Raw genomic sequence first — 16,683 nt, 5'->3', positions numbered from 1 at the left:
TTTGATTATATATCCGGTGAAGTGTTATTTGGGTTGGGTGTATTTGACGCTTACGAAACAATCACTACAAATTATTAATTTATGTAAAGTTTCTATTAAAACTCATTCTAAATAAAGTGTTTCAAATATAGATTTACACAAACATATTTATATAATTTACTAAATTAAGTATTGACAATTAGAGTAATATATAATACCATGTGACTAAGTAGTCATATGACTACTTAGTCACATGGTATTATATATTTATCTCTGTAAGCAATTAAAGGAGGATGAATAGTATGAACTATTTTAAAATTTTTAGTATTGTATTTGGGATTTTAATGGTTATAGTTAGATTGTTAATACAATTGATACCTGAGAAATGGAATAAATTTGAGCTCGAACATGCATATACACAGAAACGGCCAGCCTGGGTATGGATAGCAGCATTAATAGGGCTTGTAGTTGTAGGGGTTACATGGTACATGGAGCTGATTACTGATGTGAGGTTTTCTATTATTTTTACTATAATAATTACTTCAACTCTGATAAAAGTATCTCAAGTTTTGTTTAACTATGAGAATTTCAGAAGGTTTGCTAAAAAAGCCTTGGTAGAGGATAGAAGTATTATTGTGAAAATTAATATTGCTACCATAACTTTAGGTATCGGGTTGATTTTATTGGGAGTCTTTGTATATTAGTTTGAAAATTTTTTTGAATAAATTATCTTTGGAGATGATAAAATGAATTATTTTAAAATTCTTGGGTTAATTTTTGGGATAGTAGCCTTCTTAAAGCCTTTTTATATGCATCTGCTTCCGTGGGATGAAAACAGTTTTATAGAAAGAACTTATACAGAAAAACGCCCTAAATGGATAGTACCTGTGGCAGTAGTAGGTTTATTTTTAGTAGGTTTCACCTGGTATAAACATCTAAATAGTGATGTTCCTTATTCGATTATATTGACACTTTTGTTCTCAATAACAGCTATTAAAGCAATCGTTTTTATATTTGATTATGAAAAGTTTCAGTTCTGGGTTGCTAAGATGCTCAAGAAGGATAAAGGTAGAGAAATAGTACTAATTGACATTGGAGCAGGGTTATTTGGCCTAATACTGATATTAATAGCATTATTTATTTATTAAGTTGATATTGTAAATAGTTTTGAATTTAAAGGAGGACTATATGCCTAAAAGTACTTATTTCAATTTACCTGACGATAAACGAAATTTAATTTTAGAGGTTAGTATTGATGAATTTAACGAATATGGATTTGAAAATGCCAGTATAAGCAGGATAGTTGATAAAGCAGGGATTGCAAAGGGAAGCTTTTATCAATATTATGAGGATAAGAAGGATTTATTTAAGTATATTATTGAAATTGTTAACGTTAATAAAGTTAAGTACTTAGGAGATATCCAGGCTAAAGCAGTTGACCTTGATTTCTTTGAATTACTTTGCGAGCTGTACAGGGGAGCTTTACAATTTTTAAGGGATAACCCTAAATTAGCTTCAATTAACGACAGTTTTATTAAGATTGCTGATAATAAGTTTAGAAAGGAGATCTTGGGTGCAGGTATTGAGAAAAGTGATGAATTTTTAAAGGATTTGCTTCTGAAAAAAATTCAAGATGGGGAAATTGACCCAGAGATTGATCTTGACTTTATTACCTATATGCTGACGTCTGTATCGATATCCCTTGGTGATTACTGCAGAAAAAAGTATGTTGATTTAAATCAATTGGAAGAAAATGATTATTATAAATTGGTTGACCAAACGGTTAAAATGTTAAAACAGGGAATTGGATCCAACTTAAAATCTAAAAGCCATATATACCTAAAATAATTAGGACGAGAAACAAAGACTTCTGTTATGACAGCCCCAAAGTAAGTATGACATATTGCAAACATAATAAAAGAATTATTCTAAACATCACCGGATTTGTTTAAATCCTATGGTGTTTATTTTTTTACTAAAAATATTTATAAATAAAGTTTGATAACGAGCATTCAATTTATTGGAAAATTTGCAATATATTCAAGCTCTGATATTACAGATATTATATGAATTTGATGTAAATATTTTGTTTATGAGAAAATAAAATGTTGACAAAGTTATAAAAAATGATTATCATTAACATGAAATATTTAATACAAATAAATAAAAAATGAATTATTTAATTCATTCATGAAAAAGAGGTGTTTGATGGATTTTATTAATTTGGTAAAAGATAAATTTGAATCATTATCAAAATCACATAAGAAGATAGCAAAATATATAATAGATAATTTTGAACAGGTTATATTTGATACGGCTTCTGAACTTAGCAAAAAGGTTTCGGTCAGCGAGGTAACAGTAATAAGGTTTGCATATGCGTTAGGGTTCGAAAGCTTTTCACACATGCGAAAGGCAATGGAAAAAAGTGTGGTCGATAATGCTGAGAGTTTAGATGTGAGTATCGGTAAGGGCCTATTTATGAACGGGTTATCTGATATGGAAATGGATGAACACATACGCAAACAAACATTGCAGCTTGGTAAATCATATCAGAATATTGATTATGAAGAGTTTAAAAAGATTTGTGAAGTTTTAATGAGCAAGAAAAGAATACTTATAATAGGCTTTATGGATTCCTTTGGCACGGCGTCCGAATTACTGCATCTTTTGGATGGTATACGAAGCAGGGTGTATTTTTCAAAGCTTATGTATGAAAATGCTTATACTTTTGAGGATATAGACGAAGATTCCGCGACTATTGTAGTATCGTTTACACCGCATTATAAGTATACAAAAGAGCAGGCTGAAATAGTCAAAAGAAACAAAAGCACCATTATTACCATAACCGACAGCTTTATTAATCCTTTTAAGGATTTATCGGATCACTCTCTGATATTTAATTTAAGGAGAAATGAACAGTTGGGTGTAATAGATACTTCGCCGGTCATAAGCTTTATCTTTTTTATGATGAACTATCTATATGAGAATTATAAAGGCGAAATTGATGAATTTAAAAAAAATAAAATACGTTATGAAGAATATATAGATTGACAAGAAAGGAGTGAAGGAGATTAAGGAGAAAATTTTAAGTATTTTAAAGGAAACCGTTTCTATCGGCAGCTTTTCCGCAACAGAAAACGAAAATAAAGTACCAGAGTATTTATATGAGTATATGAAAAATATAAAGTATTTTGCAAAAAATCCAAATCTGTTCGGTAATTTCAAAATTGAAAATGATTACCTGGACAGAAAGGTTGCATATGGTCTGGTAAGAGGTAAATCTAACAAGACGGTTGTACTCATGAATCATTATGATGTTGTGGGGACAGACGATTACGGCAGCATAAGGGACTATGCATTTGATATTGAAAAGCTTCCCGAGAAAATTAAAGAAATCGGTATTAATTCAGAAGCCTTGGAGGATTTGAATTCCGGGGAGTGGATTTTCGGTAGAGGTGCGGCAGATATGAAGGGTGGACTGGCAATTCAGCTTGCATATCTTGAAAAGTACTCGGAGATGAAAGAAAAGGAAGGCAATATTCTTTTTCTTTCAGTTCCGGACGAGGAATCCTATTCTGCCGGAATGAGGGGCGCTGTTAAACTGCTAAGCGAGCTGAAAAAGGAATTTAATCTTGAGTATTCTTTTTTAATTGACTGCGAACCTAATTTTAAAATTAACGGTAAACATGTTGTTTCTTTAGGAACAGCTGGAAAATGTATGCCGGTAATTTTAGTCCAGGGGCAGAAATCACATATATGCAGATGCTTTGACGGTCTGAATCCCATTGGTGTTTTAGGAGAAATTTTTTCAAGGACTGAACTGTCTTTGGAATTTAGTGACGAGCTTGACGGAGAAGTTACGGTTCCACCCACATGGAATTATTTTAAAGATATGAAGGTGGAGTATGATGTGTCAATACCTATCAGAGCCTGCGGATATTTCAGCGTAATAAGCTTTTACACATCGCCTGATGAAATCCTGGAAAAGCTGAGAAAGATTTCGGCTGATTCTTTTGAAGCATATGTAGACAAGATGAAAAAGATATACGGAGAATATAAGTGCAAGAATATGTATTCTTCGGAACGGGAAATCGATTTTAAACCCTCGGTGCTCTCGTTTGAAGAACTTATGAATATTGCTTCTGAAAAGGATAAGGAAGGATTCAGCAGCTTTTATAAAAAGCTTTATGATGAAATTTCAGAAAAAATAGTTAAAAACGAAATAAATTATCCGCAGGCAACTATTCAGATTATGGATGCGGTACTGAATTTCACAGGTATAAGCTATCCGGTTACAGTGCTGGGATTTGCCCCTCCCTATTATCCGGCTCTAAACAGCAGAAAAATCAGCGGCAAGGGACATATAATCGATGAGTGCTATAATTTGGTAAGGGATTATTCGCATGATAATTTTAATTATGATTTAACCTATGAAAATTATACCGTAGGACTTTCGGATTGCAGCTACTGTGCGGCTGACAAGGTGTTCGATTACAACAGCTTTTCTCTCAATACTCCTATGTGGGGCAAATTATATTCTATAGATTTTGAAGATATAGAAAAGCTGAACATACCTTCAATTATATTCGGACCATGGGGCAAGGATTATCATCAGGCAACAGAAAGAGTGAACAAAGAAAGCCTGACTGTTGTTGTACCGGAATTGATTGAAGAAATAATAAATTATATATTTAAAAATAAATAACATTTAAGTGGAGGTCAAGTATGTTTAAAGCTATGAGAAGAAAAGACAGACAGATTTCAGAGGATGAAAGCCGCGAAATTTTAAGAAACGGTGAATATGGAGTGATAGGAACAATCGGGACAAACGGATATCCGTGTTCAACTCCGCTGAATTATGTGCTGGACGGAGATAACATTTATGTTCACTTTTTTATACGCGGCGGGAATATACATGAAAGTATTACATCCAACAATAAAGTGGCATTTACCTATGTTGGAAAAACAACCGTACTTGAAGATGAATTCGTAACAAACTATGAAAGTGTAATGGTTTTTGGAAAAGCGGAAATAGCAGACGACGAAGAAAAGAGACATGCACTTGTCTTAATGGTGGACAAATATTCACCGAAGTTTAAAAAACAAGGTCTGGAGCATATTGAGGAAGATTTTGACAAAACGTGTGTGATAAAAATAACAATAGAACATATAACAGGAAAAGCGAGAAGAGGCTGATACATAAATTAACCGTCTGAAATACTTATAAGGAGCAGAATAATGGCAAGATATCTTAGAAAAAGAATATTAACCGGAATTCTTGTAATTTTGGTTTCATTAGTCATAAACTTTTTATTAATACACATGGCTCCGGGAAATCCTATCAGTCTTTTGGCGGGTAAAGATAACCCCTCTCAGGAAATGATCGATGCATTAACTGAAAAATATGGGTTTAATGATCCGATACATATTCAGTTTATCAGCTATTTAAAGACACTGTTGAAGGGTGATCTTGGATATTCCATAATGAGCAGTGAACCTGTAAGTAAATTAATTATCGAAAAAGTCGGACCTACATTGCTTTTATCCCTGACAGGCATAATATTGGCTTTGATAATAGGAACATCGGCAGGTATATATGCTGCAAGGAAAAGGGGATCATTGTTTGATTCTGTAATGTGTGGAGTATCATATTTATTTGATTCTACACCGGGCTTTTGGTTGGGGCTCATGCTGATTCTTATATTCGCATCAACACTGAAAATCCTTCCAACTGCCGGGATGGTGGATTTAAGGGCACAAAATGAAGGATTTGCAAAGGCGCTTGATATCCTTAAGCATTTGGTGCTGCCGCTGACAACAGTTACGTTAATTCAGATACCGTATTTTTTCCGTATAGCAAGGGCATCTGTAATTCAAACCATGTCTGAGGATTACATAACTACATTCAGAGCTGCGGGAATGAAGGAAAGTAAAATATTTAAAAGGTATATATTTAAGAACTCCATGCTTCCCACCATAACGGTATTCGGTATAAATTTGGCATATGTAATATCAGGAGTTGCAATTATTGAAATTGTATTTGCGTGGCCCGGGATGGGAAGGCTGATGATGACAGCAATATCAAAAAGGGATTACCCGCTGCTTATGGGAATTTATCTTGTTCTGTCGGTTTCCATAGCTGTCTGTATGATTGTTGTGGATGTGATTTATGCCGTTATAGACCCGCGAATAAGATATGATTGAAATCCGAGGAGGTATTAAAAATGAACAGGTCAAACAGCTTAGAAGCAAAATTTAAAAGGGCATTATCCTCCATAAACAGTGTTAAACAGCTTAAAGCAGGGATAATACTGCTTGCAATAATCATTTTTTTCGCTGTATTCGCACCATTACTCGTCACTCATGATCCCTTTGAACTCAATGATGATATGGTAGAGCCTCCCGGAAGTGCTTACATACTTGGTACAGATGGTTTAGGAAGAGATATATACAGCGGAATATTGTACGGAGCACGAACATCCATAGTTATAGGTATTGTTGCTGCTTCCATATCAGGAATTATAGGGACTCTTATTGGAGGTATTTCGGGATTTTACGGGGGTAAAATCGACGCGGTTTTATCTGAGATAATAAACATATTTCTGATGATGCCAACCTTTTTTCTTATACTTATTATAGTGGCATTATTCGGGTCAAGCATGCTGAACGTAATGATAGTAATAGGACTGACAACATGGACCGGAAATTCGCGGCTCATGAGAGCCCAGGCATTGTCGCTTAAGCAGAGGACCTTTGTAAAGGCTTTGGAAACTATCGGTGAGAGCAGATTTCGAATTCTGGTCAGACATATTATTCCCAACGGAATATTCCCCATCATTGCCAATACTACTATGAATATATCGGGTGCAATACTGACGGAATCGGCGTTAAGCTTCCTTGGTCTGGGAGACCCTAATATTATCAGCTGGGGACAAATGGTGTATAACGGAAAAGCATACCTTACAAACGGATGGTGGATATCAACATTTTCAGGCGCAGCTATTGTACTTACGGTTTTGACATTTTATTTGATCGGTGACGGAATGAACAACATACTGAGTCCAAGGCTGAACGGTAATAAATAGGAGGCTTTTATGACATTATTATCAATAAAAAATGAAAATGTGATTTATAAGGTTAAAAATAAAAGTATTCATGCTGTCAATAATGTATCATTTGATATAGAACAGCAGGATTCCTTAGGTATAGTAGGAGAATCGGGCTCGGGAAAATCAACTCTTGCTTTATCCATACTGAGATTGCTGCCTAAAAAAACAACTGAAGTGAGCGGTGAAATAATTTTTGAAGGTATCAATTTGCTTGATCTAAGTGAAAGTGAGCTTGAAAATATAAGATGGAAAGAAATTTCCGTTGTATTCCAGAAATCAATGAATTCATTAAGCCCTATTCATAAAATCGGCAGTCAAATGTCAGATATATACATGCTGCATAATAAGACGGCATCCAAGGCAGAAGTAAAGAACAAGATGACGGAGCTTTTAGAATTAGTAAATCTGCCCCAAAGAGTATATACGATGTATCAGCATGAACTGTCAGGCGGTATGATGCAGAGGGTATCCATTGCACTGAGCCTGATGCATAATCCGAAGCTCATTATTATGGACGAAGCAACAACAGCCTTGGATGTTATAACACAGGGACAGATACTAAGTGAAATAACAGAGCTTGAAAAAAGACTTAACGTAACCCGTATAATGATAACTCATGATATGTCTGTAGTGGCAAACACGTGCAAAAAAATTGCGGTAATGTATGCAGGGAATCTTGTTGAGTTTGGATTTGTAAAAGATATAATTTCAAATCCGAAGCATCCGTATACTCAAGGTCTTTTAAAATCATTTCCCACATTGAAAGGCGAAAGAGGGGTTCTGAGAGGCATATCAGGCTCATTGCCGGATTTGAGCGTTCAGCACGACGGATGTATATTTGAAAGCAGATGTGCGGCAAAAGGAGAGAGATGTTTAAAAGAAAAGCCCGGTACAGTCATTTTGGAAAACGGCCGCATGGTAATGTGTCATTCTGCGGGAGGAGATAATTAATATGGGAAATGATTACACTTTAGAAGTCCATGACGTCTTTAAATATTATACACAGAGAGTAAACGAAAAAAAGAAATTAAGCGCTGTTAAGAAAACCGTCAAAGCAGTTGATAACATAAGCTTCAAATTGGAGGCCGGAGAGGTAATGGGTATTATCGGGGAATCCGGATGCGGAAAGTCTACATTGGCTAAGCTGCTGACAAAGCTTGAACAGCCTACTCAAGGTAAAATTTTAATTAATGGAGAATCCTCTGATGAAATTATAAAAAGAGACAGGCTTACGTACAAGAGAATGATCCAGATGGTTTTTCAAAATCCCTTTGATACATTTGATCCAAGGAACACCATAGAGAAAGTAATTGTTGATACATTAAAGCTGCACGGTATAGGCAAAACATATGATGAAAGAATAACAACAGCTATCAGGACAATGGAGGAAGTAGGGTTAACTCCTGCACAAGATTATTTGCACAGGTTTCCCCACGAACTGTCAGGAGGGCAGCTTCAGCGTATTTCGATAATGAGAGCAATGCTTCTGAAACCAAAATTTCTCATAGCAGATGAGCCTGTTTCAATGTTAGATGTTTCTGTAAGAGCAGATATAATCAGGATGCTTCAGGATTTGGTTCATGATTGTAATGCAGCGTTGATATTTATCAGCCACGATATAAATACCACAAGATATATATCAGACAAAATAGCCGTAATGTATCTCGGAAGAATAGTTGAATCAGGAACAACTGATTATGTATTGCACAATCCTGTTCATCCCTATACAAAGACACTGATATCAAATTGTGCATCTATTAACCTGGATGAAAAGATGGATATGATAAAAATAACAGGAGAGCCACCTACTCCCATTGATAACGGACCGGGCTGTTATTTTGCACCAAGATGCTATATGAAAAAAGACATATGCTTTAAAAAATATCCCAAGCTAACAACCATAGAAGATAATCATTTTGCTTCATGTCATTTTATTAATAATAATTGATTTTGATTTATTAATACCGAACAGAGAACTTTTAAGTTTTCAAATATTAAATTAGGAGGATAAAATGAAAAAAATAGCATTATTATTGACAGTCTGTCTAATCATGGGAATATTTTCGGGATGCGGCAGTGCTGATGCGGGAAAAGAGACTCCGCCAAGTAATCAACAAACACCGGCGGATAACAAATCGGGTGATATTACACCTAAAAAGGGCGGAACATTGATAGTAGGAATGACCGGTGACCCTGCAACCTACAATCCGGATTTTCAAGCTGACGGATATTTGCAGCCCATTGCGGAAAATATCTTTAACAGATTGGTAAAAATAACTAACGAGCAAAAAATAGTACCGGATTTAGCTAAAAGCTATGAGGTATCAGAGGATGGAAAAGAAATAATATTTTATTTAAATGAAAATGTAAAATGGCATGATGGAGAAGCATTTTCATCAGCAGATGTAAAATTTACATTTGATACTATTATCAGCCAAAACGGACAGCTGGCAGGTTCACTTACATCAGTGGAGGAAATAACCGCGCCGGATGACAATACTGTTGTATTTAAGCTGAAAAACAATGATTCTGCACTGCTTGGATATCTGGCGTGGGATGCATGCTACATTATACCTAAGCATATTTATGAAGGAACTGACTGGGGCACTAACCCTGCAAATCAAAATCCAATAGGAACAGGACCTTTTAAATTTGTCAAACATGAAAAGGGTGTAAGTGTCACTCTCGAAAGATATGATGGTTATTGGGGAGACGTTGCGTATCTGGATAAAGTAATTTTTTCTATAATACCGGATGCAAACACGGCTGTACAAGCTTTATATAACAATGAGCTGGATGTTTTGGGTATAGAACCGCCTCTGTCAGAAATACAAAAATTTCAATCTGATCCGAATCTTAAAATCGGTAAGCAGTATTGGCCATCCAGGTATTATGTGTTTTTTAATGTAAAAGAAAGCATTTTTGCAAATGAAAAATTAAGACAGGCTGTTTCGTTGGGTATTGATAAGGATGATGTAATCAAAAAGGCGTTAAAGGGTGTAGGCGAAAGATCCAATACGGCTATGACTCCTGTATACGATTGGGCATTGAACACCACAGATCTATTCCCGGAAAGAGATGTTGAAAAAGCAAGACAGCTGATAGAAGATGCCGGTTATAAGGCGGATTCAAACGGTATATATTTCAGCGCATCCTTTGATGTTTTCAATATTGAACCGTTTCCTGATATAGCTGCCATACTGAAGGATAACTTAAAAGAAGTCGGTATTGATGTTAAAATCAATGTAATGGAAGGTGCTGCCTGGGATGAAAAGGTATGGTACGGAAGGAATTATGAATTTTCACTGCTTGCCGGATATCAAGGACCTGATCCGGGAGCACTTAAACCAAGATTCGCAACGGATGAAGTCATTAATTTAATGGGTTATTCAAACCCGAAGGTTGATGAAGCTTTAACCAAGGGTGCAGCGTATGTAGTACAGGATGAAAGAGCACCGTACTATAAAGAAGCTCAGAAATACATTGTTAATGATGTTCCGGTAGTTCCAATATCAGAATATATATCTGTCATACCGTATCAGTCATATATTATGGGACATCCGACATCAGAAGAGGCCATAGATAAAACGGGATTCCATGAATACACTTATGTTTGGCTGAACAAATAAATAAAATAATTGTACGTACATACTTTATGTTTGCGGGCAATTTAAGGTAATGAAAAACATCGGAGGCATAGCGTGAATATAAACAAAATAGTAGAAAATGTTCCGGATTACAAGGTATTTTTAACTGTTGACGAGATGGATGAAAGTACACTTCAGCTTCGAAGAGATTATCCAGAGGTTGTGGAAGTTTTCGAAGCAGGCAGGTCAAGAGAAAATCATCGTATATTATGTTTAAAAATCGGCAAAGGAAAAAAGAACGCTCTTTGCTTTGCCTGCCCTCATCCAAATGAACCCATAGGGGCAATGACACTGGAATATCTGTCAAGGGCACTGGCTGAGGACGATGAATTCAGGGAATCAACAGAATATACATGGTATATAATCAAATGTGTTGATCCTGACGGAACAAAACTAAATGAAAACTGGTTTAAAGGACCGTTCAATATCTATAATTATATGAAGAATTATTTTAGACCTGCAAGTAATAAACAGGTGGAATGGACGTTTCCCATAGATTATAAGAAGCTCCGTTTCAATGATGCATTGCCCGAAACGAAGGCAATAATGAATATTATAGAAAAAACAAGACCGGAATTTATGTATACTTTGCATAATGCAGGTCTTTGCGGAGCCTATTGGTACATCACTCATGAATATGACGACATATATGATGAGTTAAGAAAAACCGCACTGAAAAACGGGGTTGCTCTCCAATTGGGAGAGGCGGAAAGTCCTGCATGCATAAAATTATCAGATGCAATTTACAAAATGTCCGGTATATCTGAAGAATATAACTATTTGGAAAGATATTCGGACATCCCTCCAGAAAAAATATGTCAGGGAGGTACCAGCAGTTCTGATTATGCATCAAGATACAATGATTGTGTGACACTGATGACTGAACTGCCGTATTTTGCAGATGACAGAATATCGGACGCTTCACCTGCCGATATAACAAGAAAGCAGTCTATAAGAGATAAAATAAAAAATACAGTTGAGCATTATAGATGTTTGGATAGAGAATTGAACAAAATCAGAAAGTATATTGTTGCGGATAATCCCTTCATTTTGCTTGTGGAGCAGATTATTGAAGGCTTGGATTCTTTTGCTGATGCCCAAATGAAGTGGTCGGATAATCCCGAATTTGAAAGACTTGCGAAAGTATCGGAAGTATTTGATAATGAGCTGGTAAGTAAATTTTATAACAGCCTTTCAACAAGTCTTGCCGCAAGAGCTTGTCAGTATGAGCTGGACAGGCTGAAAAAGGAGAGATGTGAAGACAATGAAGCATTTAGCCGGCTGGAGGAAGTATACGAAGTGCTGTCAAATAACCTGAAGGATGAATGTGAATATCTTGAAAACAAATTAAATTATAAGGTTGTACCAATACGGGATCTTGTGAGGATTCAAATAGAATGCGGCTTGATTGTAGCAAGACGCAGATAAAAAAATGAAGACTAACCAATACAGCCCCCAATATTGAGGGGCTGTATTATGAATTAATCTATAGGCATGAAAAGCTGTTTATATCAGATTGAAAATTCCTGCTGCTTGAATATAAATATCTATCCGTATAAGGGGGATATCCTTCATTAGATGATAAATCTACACTAATGTGGGGAAGTATTATTACTGTTCAATGGCTGAGGGGGAATAATATAAGCTTGTGATAAAGGAATTGTGATATAATTAAGTTGAGTATACGAAGATTACACAGCTGCATTTTTTGTAGCTGTTTTTTGTATGTATTATATTAATCATTATCAGTAATATCCTGAAATAATTCAGAATTAAAAAAGTCTTTCAAATCTATTTTTAAGCCAAAGCAAATAAAGTATATAGTTTTAATTGTCGGGTTTTTGCTCTTACCATATACAATATCATTTAAGGTTGATTGCGTGATGCCGGATATTGTTGAAAGCTTATTTATGGTTATGTTGTTCTCTTGACATAGTTGTAATATTCTTTGAGAAATCGCTTTTTTAATAGTCATAGTTCCACACCCCTTAATTTTTATTAAAAGTATAGCAGAATGTTAATAAAATAATTACCGATACATCGTTGACAAAATTGACGGCTGATATTATAATGGTTAACGATGTGACGTTAATAGTTATTTTATGTATATTTCCGTAATTTATGTGGGAGAACGGATATTATGATAGATAGAAATAAAACCCTTTGTTTTATCGGACATAGAACTGAAAAATTACCTAAAAGTAAAAATGAATTTAATTTAATGATACAAAGCTTGATTTATGAAATCAATAAAGCGATATCAGAAGGTTATGATACATTTATGTTTGGTGCATGTTATGGATTTGAGTTAATTTGCGCAGAACAGGTTTTAATACGAAAACAAATAGTTAGACTTACAGATCCTATTAGTATTAATCTTGTTGCAGTAGTACCCTTTGAAGAACAAGCGGCTAAATGGAAGGAAAAGGATAGGGAAAAATATTTTAATGCTTTGCCCAAATGTGATGATGTAATAACTTTAAATAAACATTATCAGAGTGAAAGTTACCATGAAAGAAACAGATATATGGTTGATAACAGCAGCAGATTAATTTGTTATTATGACGGAAGCAGTGGTGGAACGAGATACACTGTGGAATATGCAGAAAGGCAGTCAATACAAATTATAAACTTGTGCAATTCATATAACGATATCAATTTAAAAGATAGAAAGCAAAAAAGCTTAATGCGTCCAATAATGTAATGGTATATATAGCAGCTCCTTATAAAAAATTTCCAATAACTTATATTTGGGGATTTTTTTGTTTAATAAATAATTTCTACAATCAAATCAAACAAAAGTTCGAAAATGTATTGTAAAAATATGTAATTTATGATAATATAATATTAAATAAAACTGGAGTTCGAAAACTGAATTACCATAATATTTTTATCGAGGTGATGATATATATGACGGTTAGTTTTGCATAATTGATATTTCTACAAAATTATAAAATAAGAAGGAGATATAAAATATGCCGTATTATTATGTAAATAATAACCCAACATTAAATCCCGGTTATCATCATGAGGTTCATACAGAAGAACATGCAAATGAATTAAATATATTAAGCAAAAAATATTTGGGATTCTACAGTAATTGCTTTGATGCTGTTGATAAAGCTAAAGAAACATATAGTGATGCAGACGGATGTAAAACTTGCTGTTCGCTATGTCATAAAGGCTAAATTAATGGTTTCATAATGACTATGTTACTTTTGTTTATGCTAATCTAAAAATAGGGCAGCTGGTTCATCGAAAATTAGGTCACCATTGTATTTAGTCCATTCGCTTTAGCTGTTTCGATTATGCTGTAAACAGAATACGTCGCTTTAATGTCGGGCGTCGAAACTGGTTTTTCAGTGCCAGCCCTAAAGGCTTGTGATGCTGATTTATAGCGATTAAGGAAACATCATTTTTAAATTTAAAAAGGGCTACAATTTACGTAGCCCTTTGTTTCTAATAACTCTAAATATCACTTTTTATATCTATTGTCTTTAATCAAATACTTTTTAAGTCTAATATATATTATGTGTTATAGTATGTAATATCAATATATACAATATTTTAACGTTTGTCAATACCTATTTTAAATTTTCAACCAATCAACATCAGGTTTCACAATTCTCCTTGAATTAACGTATGCCCATTCAAGTGTTAATATAGTTTTTCCTACATAATCATATTCGCCTTTATCAACTACTATAGCTAAATCAGCAATATCTCTACTTTGCATAAAAAGTGGTAGTAATAGTTGTATTTTTGATTTACCGCTTTGTTTTGAGGTAGCCTGCGAAAAATCAATATCAGATCAAGTTCTTTATCATTGACATACAGGCTCTATTAGTATTATTCTTGTTGCAGCAGTACCCTTTGAAGATAGATTTTTCAGGCAGATAATTTATAAAATTTTTATAGATAGCAAAATATTACATATTTTTTAAAATAAAATAATATAATAATAAGACAAGCTATGTTTTTCTCATTAATTTATCCTTTACTATTAACGTTTTATATAAATTGTTAATGGAGACAGATTGCTTCATCTAATTCAGAAAAATTTAGAATTTTAAAATTCTAAAAATAAAAAATGGAGGGTGATTTATGAAAAGAGGTATGGAAAAAATTTTAGTTTTTTTATTAGTTTTATTATTTGTTATTGGAAGTTCAACAATTGCCGTAGCAGTTCCTGCTATATCGGAAAATGCTTTAAAAATTCATGATGATGCGATTACCATTGATACACACAATGATACAATGTTGAGAGTTATTGATAGTAATACTTGGTTGCCTGTCAATAATATCGGGAATTTATTATCTAATGCACAATTGGATATTCCTAAAATGGAAGCAGGGGGATTGGATGTAGCATTCTTTGGTTCATATACATCCGGTTATACACAAATTGGACGAGCAGGCAGTAGATTGCTATCGCTAATTAATGCATTGCACTGGACAGAGAGAATGAATTCAGAAAAATTTGGACTTGCTTTTTCGGTAAATGAAATAGAAGAATTAGCGCGTGAAGGAAAATCAGTGGGCGTACCAACAATTGAAGGAGCATATTCGCTTGAAGAATATAATGCTATTGAATTACTTAATCAATATTATGATCTTGGAATTAGAGTAGTAGGTTTATGTTGGAGTAATTCCAATTCATTAGGTGAAGGCGTCAATGAGAAGTATGTAGATGGAACTCCTTCTGAAGGCGGTTTAACTAATCTTGGTGTTGAAGTAGTTAAGGAAATGAATAGATTAGGTATGATTGTTGATGTATCTCATATGAATGAAGAAACATTTTGGGATGTTATAGAAGTAGCAGAAGCTCCAATTATGGCTTCTCATTCAAATGTTATGGGTTTGTTTGAACATGCGAGAAATCTTACAGATGAACAGATAATTGCTATAGCTAACACTAATGGTATAGTACAGCAAAACTTTTATGCAGGCTATTTAGGACCCGTAGGTGATCGTGATCTAAAAAAATTGGTGGATCATATTGAGTATGTGATTGATTTAGTTGGTATTGATTATGTTGGTTTGGGTTCTGATTTTGACGGTGGAGGAATGCCGGTAGATTTACCAAATGCATCATTCTATTATAGGATAACAGAAGAACTGGTTGAACGTGGATATAAAAAATCTGAAATAGAAAAGATTTTAGGTAAAAATACACTTAGGGTAATGAAAGAAGTTCAAAATTCAGCTGAAAAAGATCCTGAAAATGCAGGACAAGGTATAACTATTGTTCCTGATATTCAAATGGGTGAAGGTGTTAGCAGCTATACACCACTTTTAAAAGCCGAGGTTTTAAAGGATAAAGGCAGTCATATAGATGAGTCTAAATTTAGAGTAATAGTAGACGGTATAGTGTATTCACCCGAATATGATGAAGAAACAGGCGAATTAAGTTTACAAATTGATGAACCTTTAATAGAAAAATTCCATGTTGTAACTTTTGAAGGTGAAAATAATAGTGGCAAAGTTACTCGGGAAACAAGAATTTTCTATATTGAAAATTAAATCTTTTCTTATTATTGAACGATTAAGCCGGCCATATTTGATTATATGGCTGGTTTTTGTGTGTCTATTAGGGGTAACAAAACAAAAGTTCGGGAAATATAATAAGTACTATAGTGAAGAGAGTTGTCTTGAAATAAATAATTTAAACAGGTTTATGGATGCGCTTTTTCATATTTTTTTTTTTAAATAATCAAGTTAGAAGCCATATAGATTTATATGAATCCAAGCCAGCTAAATGGGATGAAATAAAAGATAAATTTATTGAAATTCTTTCTATAAGAGATACTGTTGAACGTGGTTTTATGAAGTAGTGGAGGTTATAGATAAGGATTTAAAAATTTATGATAGAAAAGAAAACTTTCAAGTATCTGATTGGAAGTATTTTCACGATGCATTAACATTACATAAGTTTTATGTAAAAAATG

Annotated in this window: 17 protein-coding genes; 15 read left to right on the top strand and 2 right to left on the bottom strand. The window is 34.1% G+C overall.

Annotated features, from left to right (window positions below; all coding sequences use genetic code 11):
- Window positions 1–281 precede the first annotated feature (281 nt).
- The 12 genes from RT412_RS16895 (at window position 282) to RT412_RS16840 (ending at window position 12,163) form a co-directional block, all read left to right on the top strand.
- A complete protein-coding gene (locus RT412_RS16895) occupies window positions 282–683 on the top strand; it encodes a hypothetical protein (protein ID WP_313346923.1) in 402 nt (133 codons plus the stop codon).
- Between the two features lie 42 nt (window positions 684–725).
- Complete coding sequence (locus RT412_RS16890; protein ID WP_313346921.1) at window positions 726–1,127, top strand: hypothetical protein; 402 nt, start codon at window positions 726–728, stop codon at window positions 1,125–1,127.
- Window positions 1,128–1,167: 40 nt separating this feature from the next.
- Window positions 1,168–1,827, top strand: coding sequence for a TetR/AcrR family transcriptional regulator (locus RT412_RS16885; RefSeq protein WP_313346919.1), 660 nt, complete (start codon window positions 1,168–1,170; stop codon window positions 1,825–1,827).
- Window positions 1,828–2,187: 360 nt separating this feature from the next.
- On the top strand, window positions 2,188–3,030 hold the full coding sequence (locus RT412_RS16880; RefSeq protein WP_313346917.1) for a MurR/RpiR family transcriptional regulator: 843 nt from the start codon (window positions 2,188–2,190) through the stop codon (window positions 3,028–3,030).
- A 10-nt stretch (window positions 3,031–3,040) separates the two neighbouring features.
- Window positions 3,041–4,684, top strand: a complete 1,644-nt coding sequence (locus RT412_RS16875; protein ID WP_313346915.1) for a M20/M25/M40 family metallo-hydrolase — start codon at window positions 3,041–3,043, stop codon at window positions 4,682–4,684.
- A 20-nt stretch (window positions 4,685–4,704) separates the two neighbouring features.
- Window positions 4,705–5,175, top strand: coding sequence for a pyridoxamine 5'-phosphate oxidase family protein (locus RT412_RS16870; RefSeq protein ID WP_313346913.1), 471 nt, complete (start codon window positions 4,705–4,707; stop codon window positions 5,173–5,175).
- A 42-nt stretch (window positions 5,176–5,217) separates the two neighbouring features.
- Complete coding sequence (locus RT412_RS16865) at window positions 5,218–6,183, top strand: ABC transporter permease (protein ID WP_313346910.1); 966 nt, start codon at window positions 5,218–5,220, stop codon at window positions 6,181–6,183.
- Window positions 6,184–6,203: 20 nt separating this feature from the next.
- Window positions 6,204–7,064 (top strand): ABC transporter permease, encoded by an 861-nt coding sequence (locus tag RT412_RS16860; RefSeq protein ID WP_313346907.1) that lies wholly within the window; start codon window positions 6,204–6,206, stop codon window positions 7,062–7,064.
- Between the two features lie 9 nt (window positions 7,065–7,073).
- Entirely contained in the window at window positions 7,074–8,039 is a 966-nt protein-coding gene (locus RT412_RS16855; RefSeq protein ID WP_313346905.1) for an ABC transporter ATP-binding protein, read from the top strand.
- Window position 8,040: 1 nt separating this feature from the next.
- Window positions 8,041–9,036 carry an ABC transporter ATP-binding protein gene (locus RT412_RS16850; RefSeq protein ID WP_313346902.1) on the top strand — a complete coding sequence of 332 codons (996 nt, stop codon included), beginning with the start codon at window positions 8,041–8,043 and terminating at the stop codon, window positions 9,034–9,036.
- A gap of 64 nt (window positions 9,037–9,100) precedes the next feature.
- The gene (locus RT412_RS16845) at window positions 9,101–10,717 is read left to right on the top strand and encodes an ABC transporter substrate-binding protein (protein ID WP_313346900.1); all 1,617 of its coding nucleotides are present in this window, start codon (window positions 9,101–9,103) and stop codon (window positions 10,715–10,717) included.
- A 72-nt stretch (window positions 10,718–10,789) separates the two neighbouring features.
- Window positions 10,790–12,163 (top strand): M14 family zinc carboxypeptidase, encoded by a 1,374-nt coding sequence (locus RT412_RS16840; RefSeq protein WP_313346898.1) that lies wholly within the window; start codon window positions 10,790–10,792, stop codon window positions 12,161–12,163.
- Window positions 12,164–12,470: 307 nt separating this feature from the next.
- On the opposite strand, the gene RT412_RS16835 is transcribed toward RT412_RS16840, so the two are convergent.
- Entirely contained in the window at window positions 12,471–12,710 is a 240-nt protein-coding gene (locus RT412_RS16835; RefSeq protein ID WP_313346896.1) for a helix-turn-helix transcriptional regulator, read from the bottom strand.
- A 165-nt stretch (window positions 12,711–12,875) separates the two neighbouring features.
- On the opposite strand from RT412_RS16835, the gene RT412_RS16830 reads away from it, so the two are divergent.
- Together RT412_RS16830 and RT412_RS16825 are read left to right on the top strand one after the other, a co-directional pair.
- Window positions 12,876–13,439: an SLOG family protein gene (locus tag RT412_RS16830; RefSeq protein ID WP_313346893.1), complete on the top strand. Its 564-nt coding sequence runs from the start codon at window positions 12,876–12,878 to the stop codon at window positions 13,437–13,439.
- 271 nt (window positions 13,440–13,710) lie between these two features.
- The gene (locus RT412_RS16825; protein WP_313346891.1) at window positions 13,711–13,923 is read left to right on the top strand and encodes a hypothetical protein; all 213 of its coding nucleotides are present in this window, start codon (window positions 13,711–13,713) and stop codon (window positions 13,921–13,923) included.
- A gap of 401 nt (window positions 13,924–14,324) precedes the next feature.
- Here RT412_RS16825 and RT412_RS16820 read toward each other — a convergent pair whose 3' ends face one another.
- Window positions 14,325–14,495 (bottom strand): DUF3825 domain-containing protein, encoded by a 171-nt coding sequence (locus RT412_RS16820; protein ID WP_398439705.1) that lies wholly within the window; start codon window positions 14,493–14,495, stop codon window positions 14,325–14,327.
- A 344-nt stretch (window positions 14,496–14,839) separates the two neighbouring features.
- Between RT412_RS16820 and RT412_RS16815 the strand changes: the two genes are divergently transcribed.
- On the top strand, window positions 14,840–16,258 hold the full coding sequence (locus tag RT412_RS16815) for a dipeptidase (RefSeq protein ID WP_313346889.1): 1,419 nt from the start codon (window positions 14,840–14,842) through the stop codon (window positions 16,256–16,258).
- Window positions 16,259–16,683: the final 425 nt, after the last annotated feature.

The organism is Sedimentibacter sp. (genome assembly GCF_032080165.1).
GTDB lineage: Bacteria > Bacillota > Clostridia > Tissierellales > Sedimentibacteraceae > Sedimentibacter.
This window is presented reverse-complemented; position numbering and strand designations above follow the sequence as displayed.

Bases quoted from the DNA above. Each gene is read 5' to 3' on its own strand.
- RT412_RS16895 (WP_313346923.1), top strand. From the start codon at position 282: ATGAACTATTTTAAAATTTTTAGTATTGTATTTGGGATTTTAATGGTT.
- RT412_RS16890 (WP_313346921.1), top strand. From the start codon at position 726: ATGAATTATTTTAAAATTCTTGGGTTAATTTTTGGGATAGTAGCCTTC.
- RT412_RS16885 (WP_313346919.1), top strand. From the start codon at position 1,168: ATGCCTAAAAGTACTTATTTCAATTTACCTGACGATAAACGAAATTTA.
- RT412_RS16880 (WP_313346917.1), top strand. From the start codon at position 2,188: ATGGATTTTATTAATTTGGTAAAAGATAAATTTGAATCATTATCAAAA.
- RT412_RS16870 (WP_313346913.1), top strand. From the start codon at position 4,705: ATGTTTAAAGCTATGAGAAGAAAAGACAGACAGATTTCAGAGGATGAA.
- RT412_RS16865 (WP_313346910.1), top strand. From the start codon at position 5,218: ATGGCAAGATATCTTAGAAAAAGAATATTAACCGGAATTCTTGTAATT.
- RT412_RS16860 (WP_313346907.1), top strand. From the start codon at position 6,204: ATGAACAGGTCAAACAGCTTAGAAGCAAAATTTAAAAGGGCATTATCC.
- RT412_RS16855 (WP_313346905.1), top strand. From the start codon at position 7,074: ATGACATTATTATCAATAAAAAATGAAAATGTGATTTATAAGGTTAAA.
- RT412_RS16850 (WP_313346902.1), top strand. From the start codon at position 8,041: ATGGGAAATGATTACACTTTAGAAGTCCATGACGTCTTTAAATATTAT.
- RT412_RS16845 (WP_313346900.1), top strand. From the start codon at position 9,101: ATGAAAAAAATAGCATTATTATTGACAGTCTGTCTAATCATGGGAATA.
- RT412_RS16835 (WP_313346896.1), bottom strand. From the start codon at position 12,710: ATGACTATTAAAAAAGCGATTTCTCAAAGAATATTACAACTATGTCAA.
- RT412_RS16830 (WP_313346893.1), top strand. From the start codon at position 12,876: ATGATAGATAGAAATAAAACCCTTTGTTTTATCGGACATAGAACTGAA.
- RT412_RS16825 (WP_313346891.1), top strand. From the start codon at position 13,711: ATGCCGTATTATTATGTAAATAATAACCCAACATTAAATCCCGGTTAT.
- RT412_RS16815 (WP_313346889.1), top strand. From the start codon at position 14,840: ATGAAAAGAGGTATGGAAAAAATTTTAGTTTTTTTATTAGTTTTATTA.